The sequence below is a fragment of the Yersinia sp. SCPM-O-B-9106 (C-191) genome, assembly GCF_026183365.1.
GTDB classification, from domain to species: domain Bacteria; phylum Pseudomonadota; class Gammaproteobacteria; order Enterobacterales; family Enterobacteriaceae; genus Yersinia; species Yersinia rochesterensis.
Genome location: NZ_CP110791.1, coordinates 3426632 through 3446351 on the forward strand (window position 1 = coordinate 3426632; position 19720 = coordinate 3446351).

Sequence of the window (19720 nt, forward strand, 5' to 3'; positions counted from 1 at the left end):
TTTATTAAAAGTAGAAGTGGAGAGCTGGCTTAAGGTGAATGGCTTTCACTGGCCGCTACCTCCGGGCGCTGTACGGGTGCCGGAGCAGCGGCAAGCGGAAGAGAACTGGGGTGGGTTTGCGGGTAAAGAAACCGCGCTGGCGTTTATTGCCGGTATGGCAATCGCGTTAGCCAGGAACAACCCGCAGTGCCGGCGCGGCGTCAAAATGAATAAAACCGCCATTGCCCGGGTGGCGACTCAGGCTATGCTCAACGCGGGTTTCAGCAGAGAAATGGTGACCGAAAAGCAAATGAGTAACTTGATCAGCGAGGCGCTGCTTGTTTCTCTGCCCGGGGTCGATAATCCTTAGACGAGCGGAAGTTTATTTCCAACTCGGCGTTATTGGTTTCCAACTATAGGTTTCCAACTACGGTATTCGCTTCCAACTAACATATTCGCGTTACGGATTGACCTAAAACAACCGGAATAAAGGTTCCTTTTATTTATTTGCCACTTCCCCCTATTACGGCCTGATTTTGTTTCAATTAACTCAGTAGCCACCGAGAGATAACAGGAGTCATGGAATGACCTATTCATCATTAATCCGATTGCCAGAAGTATTAAAACGTACCGGTTTTAGCCGGCCTTGGGTTTATAAACTCTTAAAACAAAAGCGCTTCCCACCACCGATAAAAATAGGCGGGCGGGCCATCGCGTTTGTTGAAAGTGAGGTGAATGACTGGATTGAACAGCAAATTGCACATTCACGGGAAAATAAGCAATGAATGCACGGGAGCATTATTCGGAATGTATTTCCTTTAACGTTTCATCAATGATGGCGAAATCCTGGCGCTCCAGCCGCTCGTATTCTGCCCTCACCGCCGGTTTCTTTAGCATCCGGGCGACCACTTGCTCATGGGAGAGCTTCGGTGGTTGGCGTTTATTATCCAAATCGCAACTCCTTCATTCGTTTGGCGGCCTTGCCCTTTTCTCTCCACGGCATATAAGCCGTTTTTTGCACCACAATATGCAAAATAACAATCTGCCAGTCTATTTGCGCCATAAAAATGACGCGATTCCAGCCTTTCGGCTCAAAAAAACACAGCTCAAACACCTCTTCGTAATGCTTCGGGGTGGCATCAACCATCCTAACGCCGTAGCGCTTCATGCGCTGAGCCAGGCTAATAAAATTGGCCTGCAAGCTGATGGGTTGGGCAAGAAGCTGGGTGATGACGTCGTCATCGTAATATTCAATGGTGTAGTTCATAGGCTAAAAAATAACAGAAACGTTATTTTCCTCCGGCTGCGGATATATCGAAAGGAACGCCCCGACAAGCCTCAATGCCATCGGGGCGTTTATCCACCACGGAGCAAGGTTGGCGTGGTGGATGCAGCGAGTCTACGAATATTCCCGTTGGGTGCAACTACTGGACAGCAGAATCAGATTATCTGCATCTAATTGATATATAAATTGTATTTATAAAATTTAAAACATTGCTATGGGTGTTAAAAATGGCCCAAAAATGGATTTTATCCGCCGGAAACCGGGCGTAAAAAGGAAGAGTCATGAATCAATTTATTGCCGAGGTTGCGGCACAGGCGCGCGGAAAATGGGGCTTTATTCTGGATGCGCTGGCGATCAGCCACAGCAAACAGCACTCCCCCTGTCCGGCCTGTGGCGGCAAAGACCGCTTTCGTTTTGATGACCGTCAGGGAGCGGGAACGTGGTTTTGTAATCAGTGCGAACCACGATCCGGCGACGGTTTGGATCTGGTTAAAAATGTCCGGCAATGTTCGCTGACAGAAGCCGCGCGGCTGGTGGCCGATATTCTCGGTATCTCACCCAAATCTAAAGCGCCGGATCTGGCCTCTTTGATGGCAAAAGCTACGCCAGGGGAATCTCGCTATTTAATTAATAAAGGTCTGAGCGGCCATAAATTACCTATTCTGCCGGATGGTTCGTTATTGCTGATATTGCAGAATATGGCGGGTGATAGCACCGGCGCACAGATTATCCGGCCCGACGGCACGAAAAAGCTGATCGCTGGTAGCTGCAAAAAAGGCGCGTTTATCCCACTCAAACCGCTGCCGGAACAGGCTGAAACCGTGGTACTGGCCGAGGGTTACGCCACGGCGCAAAGTCTGGCGTTGTTGCTACCGGCCGCCGTGATTATCGCCGCCATCGATGCCGGTAATCTGTTGCCGGTGGCGCAGGTATGCCGTACCCGTTGGCGTGCCGCGCAAATCATCATTGCGGCTGATAATGATGTGAACCCGCAAGGCACGCCTAATACCGGTCAACTGGCCGCAGAAAAAGTGGCCAGCGTGGTCGATGGTTGGGTGACACTGCCGCCGACCCCGTATAAAGCCGATTGGGATGATTACCGCCAGCAAGCCGGTACCGGGCAGGCGCGTAACAGCTTTTATCATGGTTTGTATCAGCCGCCGCCGGAGAGTCCGGTGGCTGAAAATAAAGTGTTACATCCAGCCTTATCGCAAATGGCCGCCAGCCAGCGCGGGCAGTTATTGGCCGAACATTATGGTCAGATTGCGGTGCATGCTGAGAGTGAAACGGTTTATCACTATGATGGCGAGCGCTGGGGCAAGCTGCCCGATGGTGTGTTACGGCGCGAGCTGGTGATGATTTTCAACGCCAACGACACGCCCTATTCACCGGCCGGTATCCGCAATGCCATTGAAGCGATGAAGCTGCAAATCCCGATCATGGCCGAGCCGCCGCGCCACCTAATCGGCTTTCAGAATGGGGTTTATGACCTGAAAGCCAAACAGTTCCGGCCGCATCGCGCCAATGATTGGTTGCAGCATCATAACGACATCATATTCACCGAACCGCAGCCAGACGAAAATCTGGCACACCACGCCCCGCATTTCACCAAGTGGCTGGCCCATGCGGCCAATGACGAATGGCCCAAAATGGCCCGCATCAGAGCCGCGCTGTTTACCATCCTGTCTAACCGCTTCGACTGGCAATTGTTCCTCGAGGTCACTGGCGAGGGCGGCAGCGGGAAATCGGTATTCACCCACATCGCCACTTTGCTGGCAGGCCGTCATAACACCGCCTCCGGCAATATGGCGGCGCTTGATCAGGCCAGAGGGCGCGCGCAGTTTGTCGGCAAAAGCCTGATTACGCTGCCCGATCAGGTGAAATATGTCGGCGAGGGGGCGGGCATCAAAGCCATCACCGGCGGGGATCTAGTGGAAATCGACGGCAAATATGAGAAACAATTCAGCACTTTGATAACCGCCGTGGTGCTGGCGACCAATAACGAGCCGATGAGTTTCACTGAGCGGCAAGGCGGTATTGCCCGACGGCGGGTGATTTTCGCGTTCAACCATCCAGTGAAAGAGGCGGATAAAGATCCGCGGCTCGGCGAGAAAATCGCGGCAGAACTGCCGGTGGTGATCCGCTGCCTGCTGGCCGAATTCGCCGATCAGGACAAGGCGCGAAAGTTGCTACTTGAGCAGCGAGATTCACGGGAGGCGATGGGGGTTAAGCGAGATGCCGATCCGCTTTATGGTTTCTGTGCGCACATTGTCGAGCTGGGCGAGGCGGTCGGTATGTATATGGGAACGCTGGCAATTTCCCCGCGCGCCCCACGCATTTATCTGTATCACGCTTATCTGGCTTATATGGAGGCTTACGGCCATCAGCGTTCATTATCATTGACCAAATTCGGCAAAGATTTTCCCAAAGTGATGAAAGAGTTCGGCGCAGAATACAAAAAAGCCAGAACTGACAAAGGGTTCCGCTACAACATGGATTTATCCGACACCGCCAATGACTGGCTCCCCGCCCTGGCACTGCCCCACCACCCGCAACCGGAAGAGCCACCCCACTAATTATTTCTCACCTCTGGCTTATTCAGAGTGTTCAGAAATAGATTTAATTAATTGAAATACAAAGATAAAAACTGACTGAATAGTTTACTAATAACTGTTCAGTCAGTATTCATATGTGTTCATTAATTCGTGGATGGCAGGTATTAAAAACTGAACACCTGAACAGTTGCTGAAGAGTCTGAGAGTGAGTGTTCAGAGAGGTTGAGGCCAGAGTGGGCAAGGGGTGTGGGGGTGATTTTGTAGGTTGGTGAAGGGGGTGAATAGTGTGGGGGTGGGATGGGGATATAGGGGGAGTCAATTTAGCCCGACCACAATTATCTTAGGAAGGGCCTATACACTAATGAATAACAACAGAATTATTCATCATTATCCGTAGCTTCAAATACTTTAGTCATGATAGTTGAATCAGACATAAAATAAGAAATCTCGTCCGAATCAGCCGCTTCTAACTCTCTCGTTTCCATTGTTGAAAATAACAAATACTCATCAGTATCAGAATTCTCAATTACCGCAGTGACCATCGTGCCAGCACAGGAAATTTCATCTTTGTCACTATTTTCAACTATATTTGTTTGAAAAGTAGAATATGCACTTATTTCGTCACGATCTGAGTTTTCAATCCGCTCAGTAATTATTGTTGCAAGCCCTAAAATTTCATCGTGGTCATCAGTCTCAATAGTGAATGTTCTTGTGGTAACATCCAAAATATTTGTATTTTGGATCGCAACAGACTGTTTCATAGTGATCGTTTCACTATAATTCATAATGTATGGCTTCATACTATCTAACCCCTATTATGTTAGTCATACTAACGGCTGAAAATTAAGTTTTGTTGTATTGACAAAATCATAATAAATTTCTGCATGGAAATATTTTTCAGACTCATGCCAACCGAAGTTGGATATAAAAAACACACAAACCCAAGTAACAATACATATGGAAATTAGTCGATAAAGATACTTTTCAATATTTTTTACCAAACTAGCGATATATCTGACGGCATCTTTTATATCATACCAATCCCTATAAAAAGAAATTGCCAATGCTGCTTTATTGGGATCTTTTTTTAGATCACCAAAGCTAGATTGATAAAATGAACTAATGGCAATAGAGGAAATAATAAATAATGCTAAATTTAATGCATAAAGTGATGAAACCCCCCATAAAGTATAGAGAATCCATGTCATTACCATCGGAGCATTAGAATTGATAATTTCACCTAACAGATACCCAAGAAAACCAAGTAGTGCTAAACCGATAGTGGAGTAGAAAGATACTTTGTTATGTAGTGAGTAGAGTGCCCCCGTAAGCTCCGTAATACGGATTTTTAAAAATTCTTCTTGCCGCTCCCTTTCTTGGTCAGAGATACCGGTTATATGTTCCTTATAAACAGCAACTTTTTCCTCAATCTCACTTGGTTTTACCCGGCTTTGGACCTGATCAAAAGAAAGTTTTTTGTAGCAATCCACATGATATGAATCATCCTTTTTATACAGAGTAAAAAGATAAAAAATAGATTTTCCCCAAGGTAGCGAGAACAGAGAATAACGAGCAGTATCAAGGTCGTTATAGGTCCCAAAATTTTGATCGTTGGAAATATGAAAAAATGGTAGATAATTGAATATCAATAAAAATTTACTCATCATTCAAGTAGTCCACTATAGTTTTAGAAATAATCATACCCGTCTCAAACTCAAGCCATGCCCATTGACCGTTTGCATTCATTTCAAGGAAATACCAAGTACCTTGATTAATAATGAAGTCAAAACAACCAAAATTAATATTATTTTCGGACATGAATTTCAGGCATTTATTATATATATCCTCTGGAAGTTCAAAAATTTCATAACTCACATTATTGTTTTTCTTGCGCCAGTCTATTTTGTTTTCTGATTCAATTTTTACTGAAAATACCTGTTCACATACAAATGTCGCCCGAACTTCATAATCTTTACTAATATATTTTTGAAAATATGCTGGAGAGTATTTCAAACTATCGTTATTGATATTAAGATTATACTCGTTAGTCTGAACATATTCCTTTTTATTATCATAAGAGACTGATCCTATTGATAAAGGTTTAACAATTGCCTTGTGTTCTTCTAAAGCAGAAATTGCTAAATTATCATTAGTAATGACTAAATCAGGAATAATAAAACCAACACGTTGTGCTAAATAAGCCTGAAGAATTTTATTGTCAGCTCTGCGCATGACCGATGGCTTAGATAAACATCGGCCAGAAAAACTCTCAACGATGCCTTCAATAAGCGAATGGCTTTCTTTGTGAGAAAAGGCTTGATACTGGGCGTCAATCACACCAGTAAGATCTTCAGATGCAGGTTTACGGTAGTAAATTGATTTACAGTTAGCTGAATTTAGTTCATCACCAGAACTATCTTTGATTCTAAACCCTGATAAATCGTAACTAATTCTATAGTTTGAACAGTTATCTGTATTTAAACGGAAGAAAGCAATGTCTTTGTATCGTGCCATGATGTAGTCACATGTGCGATCAAAGCTGCTGGTGATGATCAGTATCCGGTTTTTCATCATATCCCTGATTGCAAAGAAGCATTTCCTAAATGATATGTAAAAAACTAAAATTAGCCAATGACAGTGGTAACAGTTTTGACGACCGACTTTAAATATTTGACTCTATTTTGTTGTCTATTTCTTCTAACAGAAAATCGATACTTACCCAGTAGACATACCAACCGCTAACTTCCGGTATTAATAATATTATATAGAGGCGTTTTTACTTTCTGTCTCACAAAATCATCTGTGCCGCCCGGCATTTATAAATTGCTGCTAATTTCTCTCTGGTTTTCTTCTGCGGGCGAGAATCTACAGCTTCCCATTGGGATACAGCGGATTGCGTGGTGCCAAGCAGTTCTGCTATTTCATATTGCGAAAAACCACGGTAGATACGCCATGCTGCCAGCAAACTGACACCATCGTTTACCATGATTTGAACAACCTCATTCGGGATGGTCTGATCATCATCGTTATCAGCAATATAGGGAATATCCTCATACTTTGCATTAGAGATAAGCTGTTGGTATTCGGCAATGGGTAAGACCACAAACTGAGGCTTTCCTGCTTCATCATGAATGTATTGTAGTTTTGCCATCTTATTCACCTTAGTTGAGAAAAATAACGCCATACCTTTGAGGGGAAATCTACTGAGCTAGCCTAATAGGTTGTTGTGGTTCTGCGTTTCACTTCCTGGATCGTACATATCACAGGGGTTCCCTCTATAATCTGAAAAATAATCCTGTAATTCCCCACTCGCATCCGATACTGGCCAGTACCCATCTGTAACTTTTTGATATCCAAATCAACAGCAGGGAAATTTGCCAGTTTATTCACTTTTTCACTGATGGATTTTCGATATCTGACATCTATTGAAAGTAACTGCTTAACCGCTTTCCTCGACCAGTCAACCTTGACCATCGTTTCCTCACTTTTATAAGTGATCACATCCGCTGTTATGGTCAAATAGTAGAGCTATATGTAAGCATGGTCAACACAAAAAGCTGATTATTGGCTAATTTTAATCTTATTAAAAACTAATACATGAGTCTAAATAATAATTAATATTGATGAATTACATACGCATTACACCCACAAATGCGGCCCCTCTCGCATCTACAAAAATGTTTGTCCTAATTTACCACTGGTTAATTGAACAGTAGGAGATGGCCGGATATAGTGCCCCCGCAGCGGCAAATTCCGCTGCCGTGATTAGCGTCCCGGAATTCAATAGAGCGCACGACCGCACAGGCGGTTACTATGTGCGGGTACAGTTACACCTGTGAAAAAGCAATGGTGGGCTGGACGGGGGCATCGAAAGATGCGCCGGGTTCTCTGTTGACCGGTTACGCTAACCTCGTTCAGCTCACCACCCTCTTGAGGTTAGCGTCTCTTGGTGGTGATTTTAAAGCCATCAACTGAGAGGTTGTCATCATGGATTCGACGACTAAAGCCCCTTGCCGTACCGCTTTTCTTCACCTGCCAACATCACTGGCCGCCACTCTCCCGCCGGAGGTGCGCCATGTACGATAATACGCCCCCAGAATTAGAAGAAGTTATCGATCACTGTCGTGCACTGATCCACGCCGTTATCACACTCGAATCGCAGGAAGTGAAAGAAATACTCAACTTTGTCCTACAACAGCAAATAGACCTGCTACATCAAACTTATCATCAAGCCACCAGCGAGCCTCTCGAGGCCGAATAACCCCTAAATGCAAAAGGCATCGTGAGATGCCTTTAAAAAGTTTGGATAACTATTTCAGCCAGATAGCAAATATCCCTCCCCTATGCCCGTTTCCCAAATCTGCCATGAATCACATTCTCGCCATTTTCCAGGCTATCCATATAGTCGGCATACCATTGCAGCATTTCTCTGCGACCATCCAGATATTGAGCATGATTATAGGTACCGCGAATACTGTTTTTATCGACGTGAGCCAGTTGTGTTTCTATCCAGGCAGTATTAAAGCCCTGCTCATGCAAAATAGTGCTCATTGTGTGGCGAAAACCGTGGCCGGTGGCTCTGCCTCCATAACCGATACGTCGGATTAGTACATTGAGTGTCATCTCACTGATAGGCTTGCTGTGCTGTATTCTGCCGGGGAACACAAACTGATAGCGCCCGCTGATAGGTTGAATCTGCTTTAGTATCGTAATGGCTTGATCCGGAAGCGGCACCATATGTGGCCGACGCATCTTCATTCGCACCGCGGGGATCTCCCATAAGGCATTATCAAAATCAAACTCTGCCCATTCGGCCTGCCGCAATTCACCCGGGCGGGTACCGGTGAGGATAAGCAACCGCATAGCTAATTTAACCAACATACTGCCGCTATAACTGGCAAGGCTGGAAAGAAATTCAGGGATTTCATTAATCGTAAGATGTGGATAGTGTTCGCGTTTATGGGGAGCAAAAGCACTGGCAAGGTCAGGGGCGGGATTATATTCAGCTCGGCCTGTGATGATGGCGTATTTCCAAACCTCACCACATCGCTGCCGAATCTTACGCATTTTCTCAGTGGCACCCCGTTTTTCTAACTTGGACAGCACGGCCATTAGCTCAAGTGGTTTAATTTCTTTGATTGGCCGGTAACCGATATATGGAAAAACATCTCTTTCAAACGTGCTCATCATTTCTAAACGATAGGATTCAGACCATCTATCATAACGCCGCTGATACCACTCTCGGGTGATAGCTTCAAAGGTATTCGTCGCTTCACCTTGTCGGGCTAGTTTTTCCTGTTGTTTGTTCTGGCTGGGATCACCGCCACCAGCGACAATCTTCTTAGCCTCGTCACGTTTTACTCTGGCAACCGCTAACGACACGTCTGGATACACCCCCACGGCCAACAACTTCTCTTTCCCCGCAAAGCGGTACTTTAAACGCCAATAACGCGAGCCATTGGTATTGACCAATAAGTACAAACCGCCCCCATCCGCGAGCTTATAGGCTTTGTCTTTGGGTTTGGCTGTTTCAACCTGTCGGGTGTTTAGCTTCATCTGGGGGTACCTTTTAGGTGGGTATAATTTGATACCCCCATATATACCCCCCGCTATAAGTAGATTTCAATAGACGAACATGTATATAGGAATAACTAGATTAGCCTGAAAAGTGCAGATTTACTGGGTTTGATGGACTTCGGGAGATACTGAGAGACGTTAAGTTGGAGCGGGTGAAGGGAATCGAACCCTCGTATAGAGCTTGGGAAGCTCTCGTTCTACCATTGAACTACACCCGCTTCGGTGTGCGGTTTGCATTATAACCGGTTATTTGGCATGGGCAAGTGAAGATATAGTCTAAGCGTCGGTATTTTAAGCGATTAGATTAAACAAAGTATAACCACGGATGTTTTGCTCAGTAAAAAGGGCGCCATAGCGCCCTAATAAGATTTACTGTTAACCGGATAAACTTATTTTACCGGGCGCATCGCCGGGAATAAGATAACATCACGGATAGTATGGCTGTTGGTAAACAACATGACCATACGGTCGATACCGATGCCCAGACCCGCAGTTGGCGGCAAACCATGTTCCAGCGCGGTAACATAGTCTTCATCGTAGAACATCGCTTCGTCATCACCAGCTTCTTTAGCACTGACTTGATCAGCAAAACGCTGAGCCTGATCTTCAGCATCATTCAGCTCAGAGAAGCCGTTACCAATCTCACGGCCACCGATGAAGAATTCGAAACGGTCAGTGATAAACGGATTATCGTCATTGCGACGAGCCAATGGAGAAACCTCGGCTGGGTATTCAGTAATGAAGGTTGGCTGAATCAGATGGCTCTCGGCGGTCTCTTCAAAGATCTCGCATTGAACACGGCCCAGGCCCCAACTTTTCTCAACTTTAATACCCAATGACTCGGCAATTGCCACAGCTTTGTCCATATCGTCCAAATCTGCCACATTGGTTTCAGGACGGTATTTGCAAATAGCTTCTTTCATGGTCAATTTGGCGAAAGGCTTACCAAAATCAAATGTCTGTTCGCCATACTGCACCACACTGCTGCCCAGCACATTTTCAGTCAGAGTGCGGAATAACTCTTCAGTCAGCACGATCAAGTCTTTGTAGTCCGCGTAAGCCATATAGAGTTCCATCATAGTGAACTCTGGATTATGGCGCGGTGAAACACCTTCATTACGGAAGTTACGGTTGATTTCGAACACACGTTCAAAACCACCGACAACCAGGCGTTTCAGATACAATTCTGGCGCGATACGCAAATACATATCGATATCCAGCGCATTGTGATGAGTCACAAACGGACGTGCTGAAGCACCGCCAGGGATCACTTGCATCATAGGTGTTTCGACTTCCATGAAGCCTTTTTCCACCATGAAGCTACGAATACCGGCCATCACTTGCGAACGAACTTTGAATGTATTGCGGGACTCATCGTTAGCGATCAGATCCAGATAGCGCTGGCGATAGCGCGTTTCCTGATCAGCCAGGCCGTGGAATTTATCCGGCAATGGGCGCAGTGCTTTGGTCAGCAAACGCAATTCACTACAGTGGATAGACAACTCACCGGTTTTAGTTTTGAACAACTTACCGCGCGCACCCAGGATATCGCCCAGATCCCACTTTTTGAATTCTTCGTTATACACGCCTTCCGGCAGGTCATCACGGGAAACGTACAGTTGAATACGGCCACCGACATCTTGCAGCGTCACAAATGATGCTTTCCCCATAATACGGCGAGTCATCATACGGCCAGCAACAGTGACTTCTATATTCAGCGCTTCTAATTCTTCATTCTCTTTGCTGCCGTACTCAGCATGTAGCTGGTCAGAGAGATGCTCACGGCGGAAATCATTAGGGAAAGCAATTCCCTTCTCCCGCAGTGCAGCCAGTTTTTCCCGACGAGCTTGTAACTCACTATTGAGTTCTTGCGCTTGCTCAGCGACTTGTGGTTTTTGCTCTGACATCTCAGTTCCTTATAGCCCAGCGTTATAGCCCAGCTTTCAAACTTGCTTCAATGAATTTGTCCAGATCACCATCCAGTACCGCTTGCGTGTTGCGTGTTTCCACGCCGGTACGCAAATCTTTGATTCGGGAATCATCCAGTACATAAGAACGGATCTGACTACCCCAGCCAATATCGGACTTATTATCTTCCAGCATCTGTTTATCAGCATTTTTCTTTTGCATCTCAAACTCATACAGCTTCGCTTTCAGCTGTTTCATGGCTTGATCTTTGTTCTTATGCTGAGAACGGTCATTCTGGCACTGAGTCACAATATTGGTCGGAATATGGGTAATACGCACCGCAGATTCTGTTTTGTTGACGTGCTGACCACCCGCACCAGATGCGCGGTAAACGTCAATACGCAAATCCGCCGGGTTGATTTCGATATCAATATCGTCATCAACTTCTGGATAGACAAAAGCAGAACTGAAGGAAGTATGACGACGGCCGCCAGAGTCAAATGGGCTTTTACGAACCAAGCGATGTACGCCAGTTTCGGTGCGCAACCAACCAAACGCATATTCGCCAATGATCTTAATAGTGGCAGATTTCAGGCCCGCAACATCACCATCAGATTCTTCAATAATTTCGGTTTTGAAACCTTTAGCTTCAGCCCAACGCAGGTACATGCGCAGCAACATGCTGGCCCAATCCTGAGCTTCTGTACCACCGGAGCCAGCTTGCAGGTCCAGATAACAGTTGGCGCTATCATATTCACCGGAGAACATGCGGCGGAATTCAAGTTGGCCCAGCTTGCCATCAAGGATATCTAACTCGGCAACCGCTTCATTAAATGTCTCTTCGTCGTCAGCTTCGATAGCCAACTCCAGCAAGCCAGACACGTCTTCCATCCCCTGATCCAGTTGATCAATGGTGGTGACAATCTCTTCTAGCGTTGAACGCTCTTTACCCAGCGCTTGAGCGCGCTCAGGTTCATTCCAGACGTCGGGCTGTTCCAGCTCGGCGTTTACTTCTTCCAGCCGTTCTTTCTTGGCATCATAGTCAAAGATACCCCCTAAGAACGGCCGTCCGATCAGACAAGTCCTGAATTCGGTTTTTTACCGGGTTTATTTCAAACATAATTTAAAGTCTTACGTTAGGTCGTAGATGACGGAATGTCATTAGAACCCGTAATTCTAACGGATCTGTACGGCGGTTTATAGCAAGTTGACTGTATTTATAGCTATCCCTTTCCTATTTGCTGCTGCAGCTGTGTTAGCGGCTCTCTCTCACCCGAATCACTGACTAATGTCAGCTCATCGGGGGTCATTCACTTGCTGCCTTGCTGCAACACCAACTACTTTGGGTATATAACAATATCGTAGCTAATTAATAAGGCCATAAGTGCTGAACCAGTAATTGCACACTGCGATTGCCGCGATACTCATTAATATCGAGTTTATAAGCCAGCTTAACTTCACGCACACTGCTGTCAGGCCATAAAGTGGTATCAATATTAAAGGCGATAGCATCCAGCAAAGGCCCACCATTCAAGGGTTCAATCATAAGCTTCAGATGACGTTCGCCCACCAGCCGTTGTTGCAAGATGCGGAATTTCCCGTCAAATGTGGGTTCCGGGAAGGATTGCCCCCATGGGCCACCATCACGCAGCAACTCTGCGGTTTCCAGCGATAACTCGTTGCCTTTCAGTTCGCCGTCTGACCAGATAACGCCCTCTAACTGTGAGGCATCCATCCATTCACCGACTAAATCTGCAAAGCGCTGACGAAATTCATCGAACTTATCCTGCTCCAACGATAATCCCGCCGCCATGGCATGGCCGCCAAATTTCAACATCAATCCTGGGTTCAAGGTATCCAGTCGTTCCAGAGCATCCCGCATATGTAGGCCAGCCACACTGCGCCCCGAACCTTTAAGTAAACCGTCACCTGCTGGAGCAAAAGCAATCACTGGCCGGTGGAAACGCTCCTTAATACGTGAAGCTAGAATCCCGACGACCCCTTGATGCCACTCTGGATGGTACATCGCGATACCGTAAGGTAATTCTGTGCTGGTGCGCTCTAATTGGTCACACAGTTGCAAAGCTTCGACTTGCATACCTTGCTCTATCTCGCGGCGCGTTTGGTTTAGCGCATCAAGATCGATTGCCAGTGCTCTGGCCTGAGCAATATCATCACTAAGTAACAGCGCCACTCCGATGGACATATCATCCAAACGCCCGGCAGCATTGAGCCGTGGGCCAAGGGAGAAGCCCAGATCGTTTGCCGCCAATTGGCGAGCATCACGGTTGGCAACCTCCAATAATGCACGAATCCCCGGACGGCATTTTCCAGCGCGAATACGGCTTAGCCCTTGATGTACCAAAATTCGGTTATTGGCATCCAATGGCACCACATCAGCCACAGTCCCCAATGCCACCAAATCCAGCAACTCGGCTAAATTAGGTACAGCTAAAGCCCGTTGCTCAAACCAACCACTGTCTCTGAGACGAGCACGTAACGCCAGCATCAGATAAAAAGTCACACCCACCCCGGCCAGTGATTTGGAGAGAAAATCACATCCGGTCAAATTCGGGTTAATGATAGCTTCAGCTGCAGGCAAGGTTTCACCCGGCAGATGGTGGTCGGTCACCAACACTTGGATACCCAGGGTATGAGCCAAGTCCACTCCAGCATGGGAGGAAATACCGTTATCAACAGTAACAATCAGTTCTGCACCACGGGCGGCAACTTGCTCGACGACTTCAGGACTAAGCCCGTAGCCATCTTCAAAACGATTGGGCACCAGATAATCAATATTGCTGCCGCCCATGCTACGCAACGCCAGCACTGCCAGCGCCGTGCTGGTCGCGCCATCAGCATCAAAATCACCGACAATCACGATGCGCCGTCGATCCGCCAATGCTTGCTGCAATAGAGTAACACCGGCATCAATCCCGTCGAGTTGCTGCCATGCAAGTAAGCCTTTTACACCACGTTCAAGTTCCTCGGCACTTTTTACCCCACGGCTGACATAGAGACGGCGCAACAGCGGATGTAACTGTGTGGGCAAGTGGCTATCATCAGCCGCCTCACGACGGCGAAGCTGAGTTTTCAATGTCACGAGTGATTAACCCGCCACTTTTGAGGAAGCCTGATGCTTATTCAGCATCTGTAGCATTTCTTTCGGCTCCAGATATCCCGGAACGATAGTGCCATTTTGTAGCACAATGGCCGGTGTACCCTGAATACCAAACTGAACACCGAGCTTATAGTGTTCGGAAATATCAGTTTTACAGGTAGCTGGTGATATCGCGGTGCCTTTCATTGCATCATCAAAAGCTTTATTGCGATCAGCCATGCACCAGATAGAACGCATGTCTTTTTCTGCCTGAGAGCTTAAACCCTGACGCGGGAAGGCCAAATACCGTACGGTAATCCCTAGCGCGTTATAGTCACTCATCTGCTCGTGTAATTTATGACAATAGCCGCAGGTGATATCGGTAAATACCGTGACAACGTGTTTCTCTTGTGGCGCTTTATACACAATCATTTCGCTGCTCAATGCTTCCAATTTTTTCAGCAGCATCTGGTTAGTCACATTCACCGGTTGGTTACCACTCACGTCATACAGTGGCCCTTGCAGCAGATGTTTGCCGTCGGCGGAAATATAAAGCACACCGCTGTCAGTCATCACTGAACTCAACCCTGGAATAGGCGATGGTTGGATGTCAGCTTTCTGGATATCCAATTTTTTCAGTGTTTGTTGAATAGCGGCATCATCAGCATGAGCCAAACCAGTGAGGGTGGCGATAACAATCGGCAGCAGCAATAAACTTCTTTTCATTTATAAATCCTATCTTTATTCCACACGCTGTGGTTTTCATAAAAAACAACTATGCGCGCGGATGATGCTGTTGATGTAGCAACTTCAAACGCTCAGTCGCTACATGGGTATAAATCTGGGTCGTCGACAGATCACTGTGGCCCAGTAACATTTGTACCACACGCAAGTCCGCACCGTGATTCAACAGGTGCGTGGCAAAAGCATGCCGCAATACGTGGGGCGAAAGCCGTTCACTATCAATACCGGCAAGGATCGCATAGTGTTTGATTCGATGCCAGAAAGTCTGCCTCGTCATTTGCTGGCTGCGGTTACTGGGGAATAGCACATCCAACGATTGACCATTGATAAGCCACGGGCGGCCGTGCTCCATGTAATTCTCAATCCAGTACACTGCTTCTTCGCCCAAAGGCACCAACCGCTCTTTATTCCCTTTACCAATAACTCGCACCACCCCTTGGCGCAAACTCACATCGCTGATGGTCAGTCCAACAAGTTCCGACACCCGCAAACCGGTGGCATAGAGCACCTCCAGCATAGCCTTATCACGCAACTCTAGCGGAATATCGACATTGGGAGAGTTGAGCAACGCGTCAACCTGCGCCTCACTCAAATCTTTAGGTAAGCGCTGCGGTAATTTGGGTGATGACAGCAATGCGGTCGGGTCATCTTCGCGCAATTTTTCGCGGTATAAATATTGGAATAGCCGGCGCATCGCACTGAGCAAGCGGGCTGAGCTGGTGGCTTTATAACCGCCCTCAATACGCTCGGCAAGGAATGACTGCAAGTCCTGCGAACCGGCGCGCAATAAATCACTACCGTGGTGCTCTAACCATCCGCTCAATGCATGTAAATCCAAACGGTATGAGGCCAATGTATTCTCCGCCAAATTCCGCTCCAGCCACAAGGCATCAAGAAACTGTTCAATCAGCGGGTTATTTTGCTGTTGCATGACTGTTCCTCTCTTTGATGGGATGGGCTGCCATTATGCCTGATGACGGGACAAATCTGATACACTCGATACTATTCCTTATTAGTAATGCTATGGCTATACATCATGAAGATTGGTCTCTTTTACGGCTCCAGCACCTGCTATACCGAAATAGTGGCAGAAAAAATCCGCGACATCCTCGGCGAAGATTTGGTTGATTTACATAACCTAAAAGATGTCAGCCCGCGCCTGATGGAAGAATACTCCATTCTCATTCTGGGTATTCCTACTTGGGATTTCGGCGAATTACAGGAAGATTGGGAAGCCGTCTGGCCACAATTAACCCAACTGAATCTGAAGGGAAAGATTGTCGCCATGTATGGCATGGGCGATCAATTCGGTTATAGCGAATGGTTCCTCGATGCTCTTGGGATGCTGCACGACCATATTGCCCCGCTGGGGGTGAAATTTATTGGTTTTTGGCCGACAGAGGGCTTTGAGTTTACCAGCCCGAAACCGCTCAGCACTGACGGCAAACACTTTGTCGGCCTGGCGCTAGATGAGGTCAATCAATACGATTTAAGTGAAGAGCGCATCGAACAGTGGTGTGAGCAAATCCTGCTCGAAATGGACGCCTTGCTTTGATGGTAGTGGCACGGATGTGACAAACGGGCACTTATTGTGCCCGCTTGCTATCCCTGCGCTGACTTCTGCTATGTTATTTCCATAATCGGAAGGAATCTTGAGAGCCGCCTCCAGCCGTAGTAGCGCAGCTCGATATCGCTTCGGCGTTCAGTTCGCTGCCTGTTGATGCAGAATCTTTCTGCCCAGCAAAACGTTGCGGGGAAGCCACTTGGTACCAATCCAGCCGCCGTGTCAGTAACATTACTGCGGCCAGAATAATAAACAGTAAACCCGCGCCTAATAACAGGGCATTGTCTTCTGATTGCAGCAAACCAAACAATACGCCGTACAGCAACAATAACCCTCCAGCAAATAATGCGCCGCGTAGCCACCCACCTAATACGGCACTTAAATATATAGCAATCAATAAGCTACAACTCATACTGGCGATAATATAAGCCCACGTAAAACCAAAGTGTTCCGAGAACGCCAGCAACATTAAGTAGAACAAAACCAATGCCGCACCCACCAGCAGATATTGGATCGGGTGGACTCGCAGTGACGTCAGGCTCTCGAACAGGAAGAAGCTAAAGAATGTTAAGCCAATAAACAGAATGGCATATTTAATGGCCCGCGCGGTGAGTTGATAGTGATCGACCGGCTCAATCAAGCTGGTGGTAAAAGCCGGTAATTCGTCAAAATCAAAGCGCACATTGTCACCGGCAAAATTGATATTCATGTTGTTAGCCAGCCAGTTACTGCTCCAATGCGCGCGGAAACCTTTTTCATCCACCTTGCGTTGTAAGGGCAAAAACTCACCGACAAAATTAGGATGCGGCCAATTGCTCTGTAAAGTCAGTTCGCTGCTGCGCCCGACAGGCACCACCGCCAGACTATTCGTGCCCGCGAGAGTGAGTGTAAAGTTAATATCAAATTTACTCTGGCGAACCTGCTCGATAGTCAGCGGCGCATGTACCCCCTGCGCTTTGCGCCCCAAGAAAGACCCCGGTTCGAAATTAATTTTTGTATCGCCCAGACTTAACGGCGAAATCTGCTGAATACCCCGCGAATCACTCAGCGCCAACACCAGTGACGGTGTGCCGATGGTGACATCTTCACGGTCTAAATCATCTAGCGAGGATGATTCAAATTGCCCATGGAAATTGAGCTTCCCCTGATAGACCTGAGCTTGGTAAATACCCAATTGGCGGACTTCTACATCCGGTGCGCCGGTGACTGTCATCACCTCTGGCAATAAGTAGCGATGACGGCTCACCCGCTGCCCCTGCTTCTTGCCGTCAACTTCAGTTTCAATCCATTCGCTGTAAGGCACCACAATCAGCGGGCCAAGGATCTTTTGTGCGCGGCTGGTGCTGTCACTGACTTTGTCGACCACACTTTGGCGATAGCCACTGCGCTCATTAATAACATTCAAAAGCATTTCTTTCGGAATCATCATCAAAAGAATGAGTCCCAATAACGCGGCTATTTTCCAAAACAGTACAGATTTGAACATGACTTGCGCTCCTTTTAAGGTCAGGAGAGCAGCTTAAGTGAGTGAAGTGAAAGGAAAATGAGGCTATGTGAAGTGAAAGTGAAGTTAGCGGTTTAAGTGATATCTAGCGGCAGGGTCAAACGAGCACAAACCCCGTGCGGCTGGCGGTTTTCAAGGGAGATATTGCCCTGGTGAATGGCTGCCACTTCACGCACAAAATTCAGCCCCAGTCCGGTACTTTTTGGGCTATTGGCCCGCGGTAATGAATAAAAACGGTCAAAAATCTTCTCCTGCGCATAATCTGGGATACCGCTGCCGGTGTCTTCAATTGTCATCAGATATTTATCATTTTGCCGGTCACCACTGACTGTCACCTCGCCCCCCGCTGGAGTAAAATCCAGTGCATTATCAATAAGATTAGTCAGCGCCTGACTGAGTAACAAGCTATCGCCGGTTAACATTGCACTATCGGCACGGATGAGCCGCAAGGCAATTCCCCGGCTGGCTGCCTGAGCTTCTTTGGCGCTAATGGCTTGTTTGATAATATGGCTTATTTCTACTGGGGAGAGTTGCAAATCAACCCGACTTTCCAGCCGAGCCTGTATCAGCATTTTGTCCACTAATTGCTGAATACGCGCACTTTGTTGTTCAATATTGAGTAAAAAACGCTGAGCCGTGGCCGGCGGTGGGGATTCCCGTAATAATTCAGCCGCGCCAGTAATCGCCGCCAACGGGCTTTTCAACTCATGAGTCAGCGTATGGACATATTGCTCAATATAGGCTTTGCCATCCAATTTGAGCCGCATACTTTCCAATGCTCGCGCCAAATCATTCAGTTCACTGCTGCCCATCGCGGGTAGTGCAACGCGCTGCCCCTCAGAAACCCGTTCGGCATAATCCACCAACTTGCCAATCGCCCGGTTAATCCACCAGACAAATCCCAAACCAATCAGCAACGCAATCCCCAGCAACACCCCGCCCGCCAGCAAGATTTTGCGCTCACTGCGCTTGATAACCGGGGCCATAGAGATATTGGGTTTGCCTACACTGAGCACGCCAATAATTTTATTATCAACAATAACTGGTGCTGCCACATACATCACCGAACTTTGTTCGTCTGTGGGGTCGCTGCGGGTGCTGCGTGCGCCATAGTCGCCACGCAGAGTCAACCAAACATCATTCCAGCGTGAATAGTCTTGCCCGACAGCTTTACCGGATGAATCAAAAATCACCCGCCCATCAGCATCGGTTAAATAAACCCGATATTCGTTGCGATCCTTGCGGATACCTTCAATATTCGCGCCGATTGGACGCAGATTTAATGAAGCAAAAGCTTGCGCCAACTGACCACCGGCGACTTTATCTTGCAACATATCTTGGCGGGCGAATTGTGCCAGCAAAGTGGCAGTATCAACCAATGTCCCTTCGGTGGCGCGCCGCACGCCAGGTTTTACTTCCTGCACGAAAATACGAATGACAAAGTAACCGGCAATGGCGACTATCAGAAAATAGCCCAGCAACAAACGCACACCTATTTTCATGG

20 protein-coding genes and 1 tRNA gene are annotated in these 19720 nt (G+C 47.2%); 5 read left to right on the plus strand and 16 right to left on the minus strand.

The genetic code is table 11. The features are described 5' to 3' along the window. The first annotated feature begins 16 nt into the window (after window positions 1–16). Entirely contained in the window at window positions 17–349 is a 333-nt protein-coding gene (locus tag OP863_RS15635; RefSeq protein WP_265526271.1) for a hypothetical protein, read from the plus strand. Between the two features lie 214 nt (window positions 350–563). Further along, complete coding sequence (locus tag OP863_RS15640; protein WP_049604475.1) at window positions 564–764, plus strand: helix-turn-helix transcriptional regulator; 201 nt, start codon at window positions 564–566, stop codon at window positions 762–764. 13 nt (window positions 765–777) lie between these two features. Here OP863_RS15640 and OP863_RS15645 read toward each other — a convergent pair whose 3' ends face one another. Further along, window positions 778–930 carry a hypothetical protein gene (locus tag OP863_RS15645; RefSeq protein ID WP_164971237.1) on the minus strand — a complete coding sequence of 51 codons (153 nt, stop codon included), beginning with the start codon at window positions 928–930 and terminating at the stop codon, window positions 778–780. Beyond that, entirely contained in the window at window positions 923–1246 is a 324-nt protein-coding gene (locus OP863_RS15650; protein ID WP_005158305.1) for a type II toxin-antitoxin system RelE/ParE family toxin, read from the minus strand. Before OP863_RS15650 ends, OP863_RS15645 begins: the two co-directional genes overlap by 8 nt. Before the next feature lie 299 nt (window positions 1247–1545). On the opposite strand from OP863_RS15650, the gene OP863_RS15655 reads away from it, so the two are divergent. After that, window positions 1546–3840, plus strand: a complete 2295-nt coding sequence (locus OP863_RS15655; RefSeq protein ID WP_265525518.1) for a primase-like DNA-binding domain-containing protein — start codon at window positions 1546–1548, stop codon at window positions 3838–3840. A 356-nt stretch (window positions 3841–4196) separates the two neighbouring features. Here OP863_RS15655 and OP863_RS15660 read toward each other — a convergent pair whose 3' ends face one another. The 5 genes from OP863_RS15660 to OP863_RS15680 form a co-directional block, all read right to left on the minus strand. Continuing rightward, window positions 4197–4619: a hypothetical protein gene (locus OP863_RS15660; RefSeq protein ID WP_265525519.1), complete on the minus strand. Its 423-nt coding sequence runs from the start codon at window positions 4617–4619 to the stop codon at window positions 4197–4199. Between the two features lie 24 nt (window positions 4620–4643). Then, complete coding sequence (locus OP863_RS15665) at window positions 4644–5486, minus strand: hypothetical protein (RefSeq protein WP_219651610.1); 843 nt, start codon at window positions 5484–5486, stop codon at window positions 4644–4646. Next, window positions 5476–6333, minus strand: a complete 858-nt coding sequence (locus OP863_RS15670) for a hypothetical protein (RefSeq protein WP_265525520.1) — start codon at window positions 6331–6333, stop codon at window positions 5476–5478. The genes OP863_RS15665 and OP863_RS15670 overlap by 11 nt, the downstream gene beginning before the upstream one ends. A 274-nt stretch (window positions 6334–6607) precedes the next feature. Beyond that, window positions 6608–6970 carry a helix-turn-helix domain-containing protein gene (locus tag OP863_RS15675; RefSeq protein ID WP_050298254.1) on the minus strand — a complete coding sequence of 121 codons (363 nt, stop codon included), beginning with the start codon at window positions 6968–6970 and terminating at the stop codon, window positions 6608–6610. 62 nt (window positions 6971–7032) lie between these two features. After that, entirely contained in the window at window positions 7033–7293 is a 261-nt protein-coding gene (locus tag OP863_RS15680) for a type II toxin-antitoxin system RelE family toxin (protein ID WP_038631095.1), read from the minus strand. A 601-nt stretch (window positions 7294–7894) separates the two neighbouring features. Here OP863_RS15680 and OP863_RS15690 point away from each other — a divergent pair. Continuing rightward, window positions 7895–8080 (plus strand): hypothetical protein, encoded by a 186-nt coding sequence (locus OP863_RS15690; protein WP_181255307.1) that lies wholly within the window; start codon window positions 7895–7897, stop codon window positions 8078–8080. Between the two features lie 80 nt (window positions 8081–8160). Here OP863_RS15690 and OP863_RS15695 read toward each other — a convergent pair whose 3' ends face one another. The 7 genes from OP863_RS15695 to xerD all read right to left on the minus strand — a co-directional run bounded on the left by OP863_RS15695 (window position 8161) and on the right by xerD (window position 16079). Further along, window positions 8161–9375, minus strand: coding sequence for a tyrosine-type recombinase/integrase (locus tag OP863_RS15695; protein ID WP_265525521.1), 1215 nt, complete (start codon window positions 9373–9375; stop codon window positions 8161–8163). A 165-nt stretch (window positions 9376–9540) separates the two neighbouring features. Then, window positions 9541–9614, minus strand: a tRNA-Gly gene (locus OP863_RS15700). A 171-nt stretch (window positions 9615–9785) separates the two neighbouring features. Next, entirely contained in the window at window positions 9786–11303 is a 1518-nt protein-coding gene (lysS, locus tag OP863_RS15705; RefSeq protein ID WP_038631089.1) for a lysine--tRNA ligase, read from the minus strand. Window positions 11304–11325: 22 nt separating this feature from the next. Next, window positions 11326–12424, minus strand: a protein-coding gene (gene prfB / locus OP863_RS15710) for a peptide chain release factor 2 (RefSeq protein ID WP_120011449.1) whose coding sequence is annotated in 2 segments (ribosomal slippage) — window positions 11326–12348 and window positions 12350–12424 — 1098 coding nt in all. Because the reading frame shifts where the segments join, the coding sequence is not laid out codon by codon here. A gap of 249 nt (window positions 12425–12673) precedes the next feature. Beyond that, window positions 12674–14407 (minus strand): single-stranded-DNA-specific exonuclease RecJ, encoded by a 1734-nt coding sequence (recJ, locus tag OP863_RS15715; protein ID WP_265525522.1) that lies wholly within the window; start codon window positions 14405–14407, stop codon window positions 12674–12676. 6 nt (window positions 14408–14413) lie between these two features. Further along, window positions 14414–15130 carry a bifunctional protein-disulfide isomerase/oxidoreductase DsbC gene (dsbC, locus tag OP863_RS15720; RefSeq protein WP_145591729.1) on the minus strand — a complete coding sequence of 239 codons (717 nt, stop codon included), beginning with the start codon at window positions 15128–15130 and terminating at the stop codon, window positions 14414–14416. Between the two features lie 49 nt (window positions 15131–15179). Beyond that, window positions 15180–16079 carry a site-specific tyrosine recombinase XerD gene (xerD, locus tag OP863_RS15725; RefSeq protein WP_019078983.1) on the minus strand — a complete coding sequence of 300 codons (900 nt, stop codon included), beginning with the start codon at window positions 16077–16079 and terminating at the stop codon, window positions 15180–15182. A 105-nt stretch (window positions 16080–16184) separates the two neighbouring features. On the opposite strand from xerD, the gene fldB reads away from it, so the two are divergent. After that, on the plus strand, window positions 16185–16703 hold the full coding sequence (fldB, locus tag OP863_RS15730; protein ID WP_265525523.1) for a flavodoxin FldB: 519 nt from the start codon (window positions 16185–16187) through the stop codon (window positions 16701–16703). Window positions 16704–16776: 73 nt separating this feature from the next. Here the strand turns inward: fldB and creD are convergent, their stop codons facing one another. Both creD and creC read right to left on the minus strand, forming a co-directional pair. After that, window positions 16777–18198: a cell envelope integrity protein CreD gene (gene creD, locus OP863_RS15735; RefSeq protein ID WP_265525524.1), complete on the minus strand. Its 1422-nt coding sequence runs from the start codon at window positions 18196–18198 to the stop codon at window positions 16777–16779. Between the two features lie 92 nt (window positions 18199–18290). Then, window positions 18291–19718 carry a two-component system sensor histidine kinase CreC gene (gene creC / locus OP863_RS15740; RefSeq protein WP_145589604.1) on the minus strand — a complete coding sequence of 476 codons (1428 nt, stop codon included), beginning with the start codon at window positions 19716–19718 and terminating at the stop codon, window positions 18291–18293. Window positions 19719–19720 lie beyond the last annotated feature (2 nt).

What these genes read in the sequence shown, in the direction of transcription:
- OP863_RS15640 (WP_049604475.1), top strand. Translation starts at nt 564, where the DNA reads ATGACCTATTCATCATTAATCCGATTGCCAGAAGTATTAAAACGTACC.
- OP863_RS15650 (WP_005158305.1), bottom strand. Translation starts at nt 1,246, where the DNA reads ATGAACTACACCATTGAATATTACGATGACGACGTCATCACCCAGCTT.
- OP863_RS15655 (WP_265525518.1), top strand. Translation starts at nt 1,546, where the DNA reads ATGAATCAATTTATTGCCGAGGTTGCGGCACAGGCGCGCGGAAAATGG.
- OP863_RS15660 (WP_265525519.1), bottom strand. Translation starts at nt 4,619, where the DNA reads ATGAAGCCATACATTATGAATTATAGTGAAACGATCACTATGAAACAG.
- OP863_RS15665 (WP_219651610.1), bottom strand. Translation starts at nt 5,486, where the DNA reads ATGATGAGTAAATTTTTATTGATATTCAATTATCTACCATTTTTTCAT.
- OP863_RS15670 (WP_265525520.1), bottom strand. Translation starts at nt 6,333, where the DNA reads ATGGCACGATACAAAGACATTGCTTTCTTCCGTTTAAATACAGATAAC.
- OP863_RS15675 (WP_050298254.1), bottom strand. Translation starts at nt 6,970, where the DNA reads ATGGCAAAACTACAATACATTCATGATGAAGCAGGAAAGCCTCAGTTT.
- OP863_RS15680 (WP_038631095.1), bottom strand. Translation starts at nt 7,293, where the DNA reads ATGGTCAAGGTTGACTGGTCGAGGAAAGCGGTTAAGCAGTTACTTTCA.
- OP863_RS15690 (WP_181255307.1), top strand. Translation starts at nt 7,895, where the DNA reads ATGTACGATAATACGCCCCCAGAATTAGAAGAAGTTATCGATCACTGT.
- OP863_RS15695 (WP_265525521.1), bottom strand. Translation starts at nt 9,375, where the DNA reads ATGAAGCTAAACACCCGACAGGTTGAAACAGCCAAACCCAAAGACAAA.
- lysS (WP_038631089.1), bottom strand. Translation starts at nt 11,303, where the DNA reads ATGTCAGAGCAAAAACCACAAGTCGCTGAGCAAGCGCAAGAACTCAAT.
- dsbC (WP_145591729.1), bottom strand. Translation starts at nt 15,130, where the DNA reads ATGAAAAGAAGTTTATTGCTGCTGCCGATTGTTATCGCCACCCTCACT.
- xerD (WP_019078983.1), bottom strand. Translation starts at nt 16,079, where the DNA reads ATGCAACAGCAAAATAACCCGCTGATTGAACAGTTTCTTGATGCCTTG.
- fldB (WP_265525523.1), top strand. Translation starts at nt 16,185, where the DNA reads ATGAAGATTGGTCTCTTTTACGGCTCCAGCACCTGCTATACCGAAATA.
- creD (WP_265525524.1), bottom strand. Translation starts at nt 18,198, where the DNA reads ATGTTCAAATCTGTACTGTTTTGGAAAATAGCCGCGTTATTGGGACTC.
- creC (WP_145589604.1), bottom strand. Translation starts at nt 19,718, where the DNA reads ATGAAAATAGGTGTGCGTTTGTTGCTGGGCTATTTTCTGATAGTCGCC.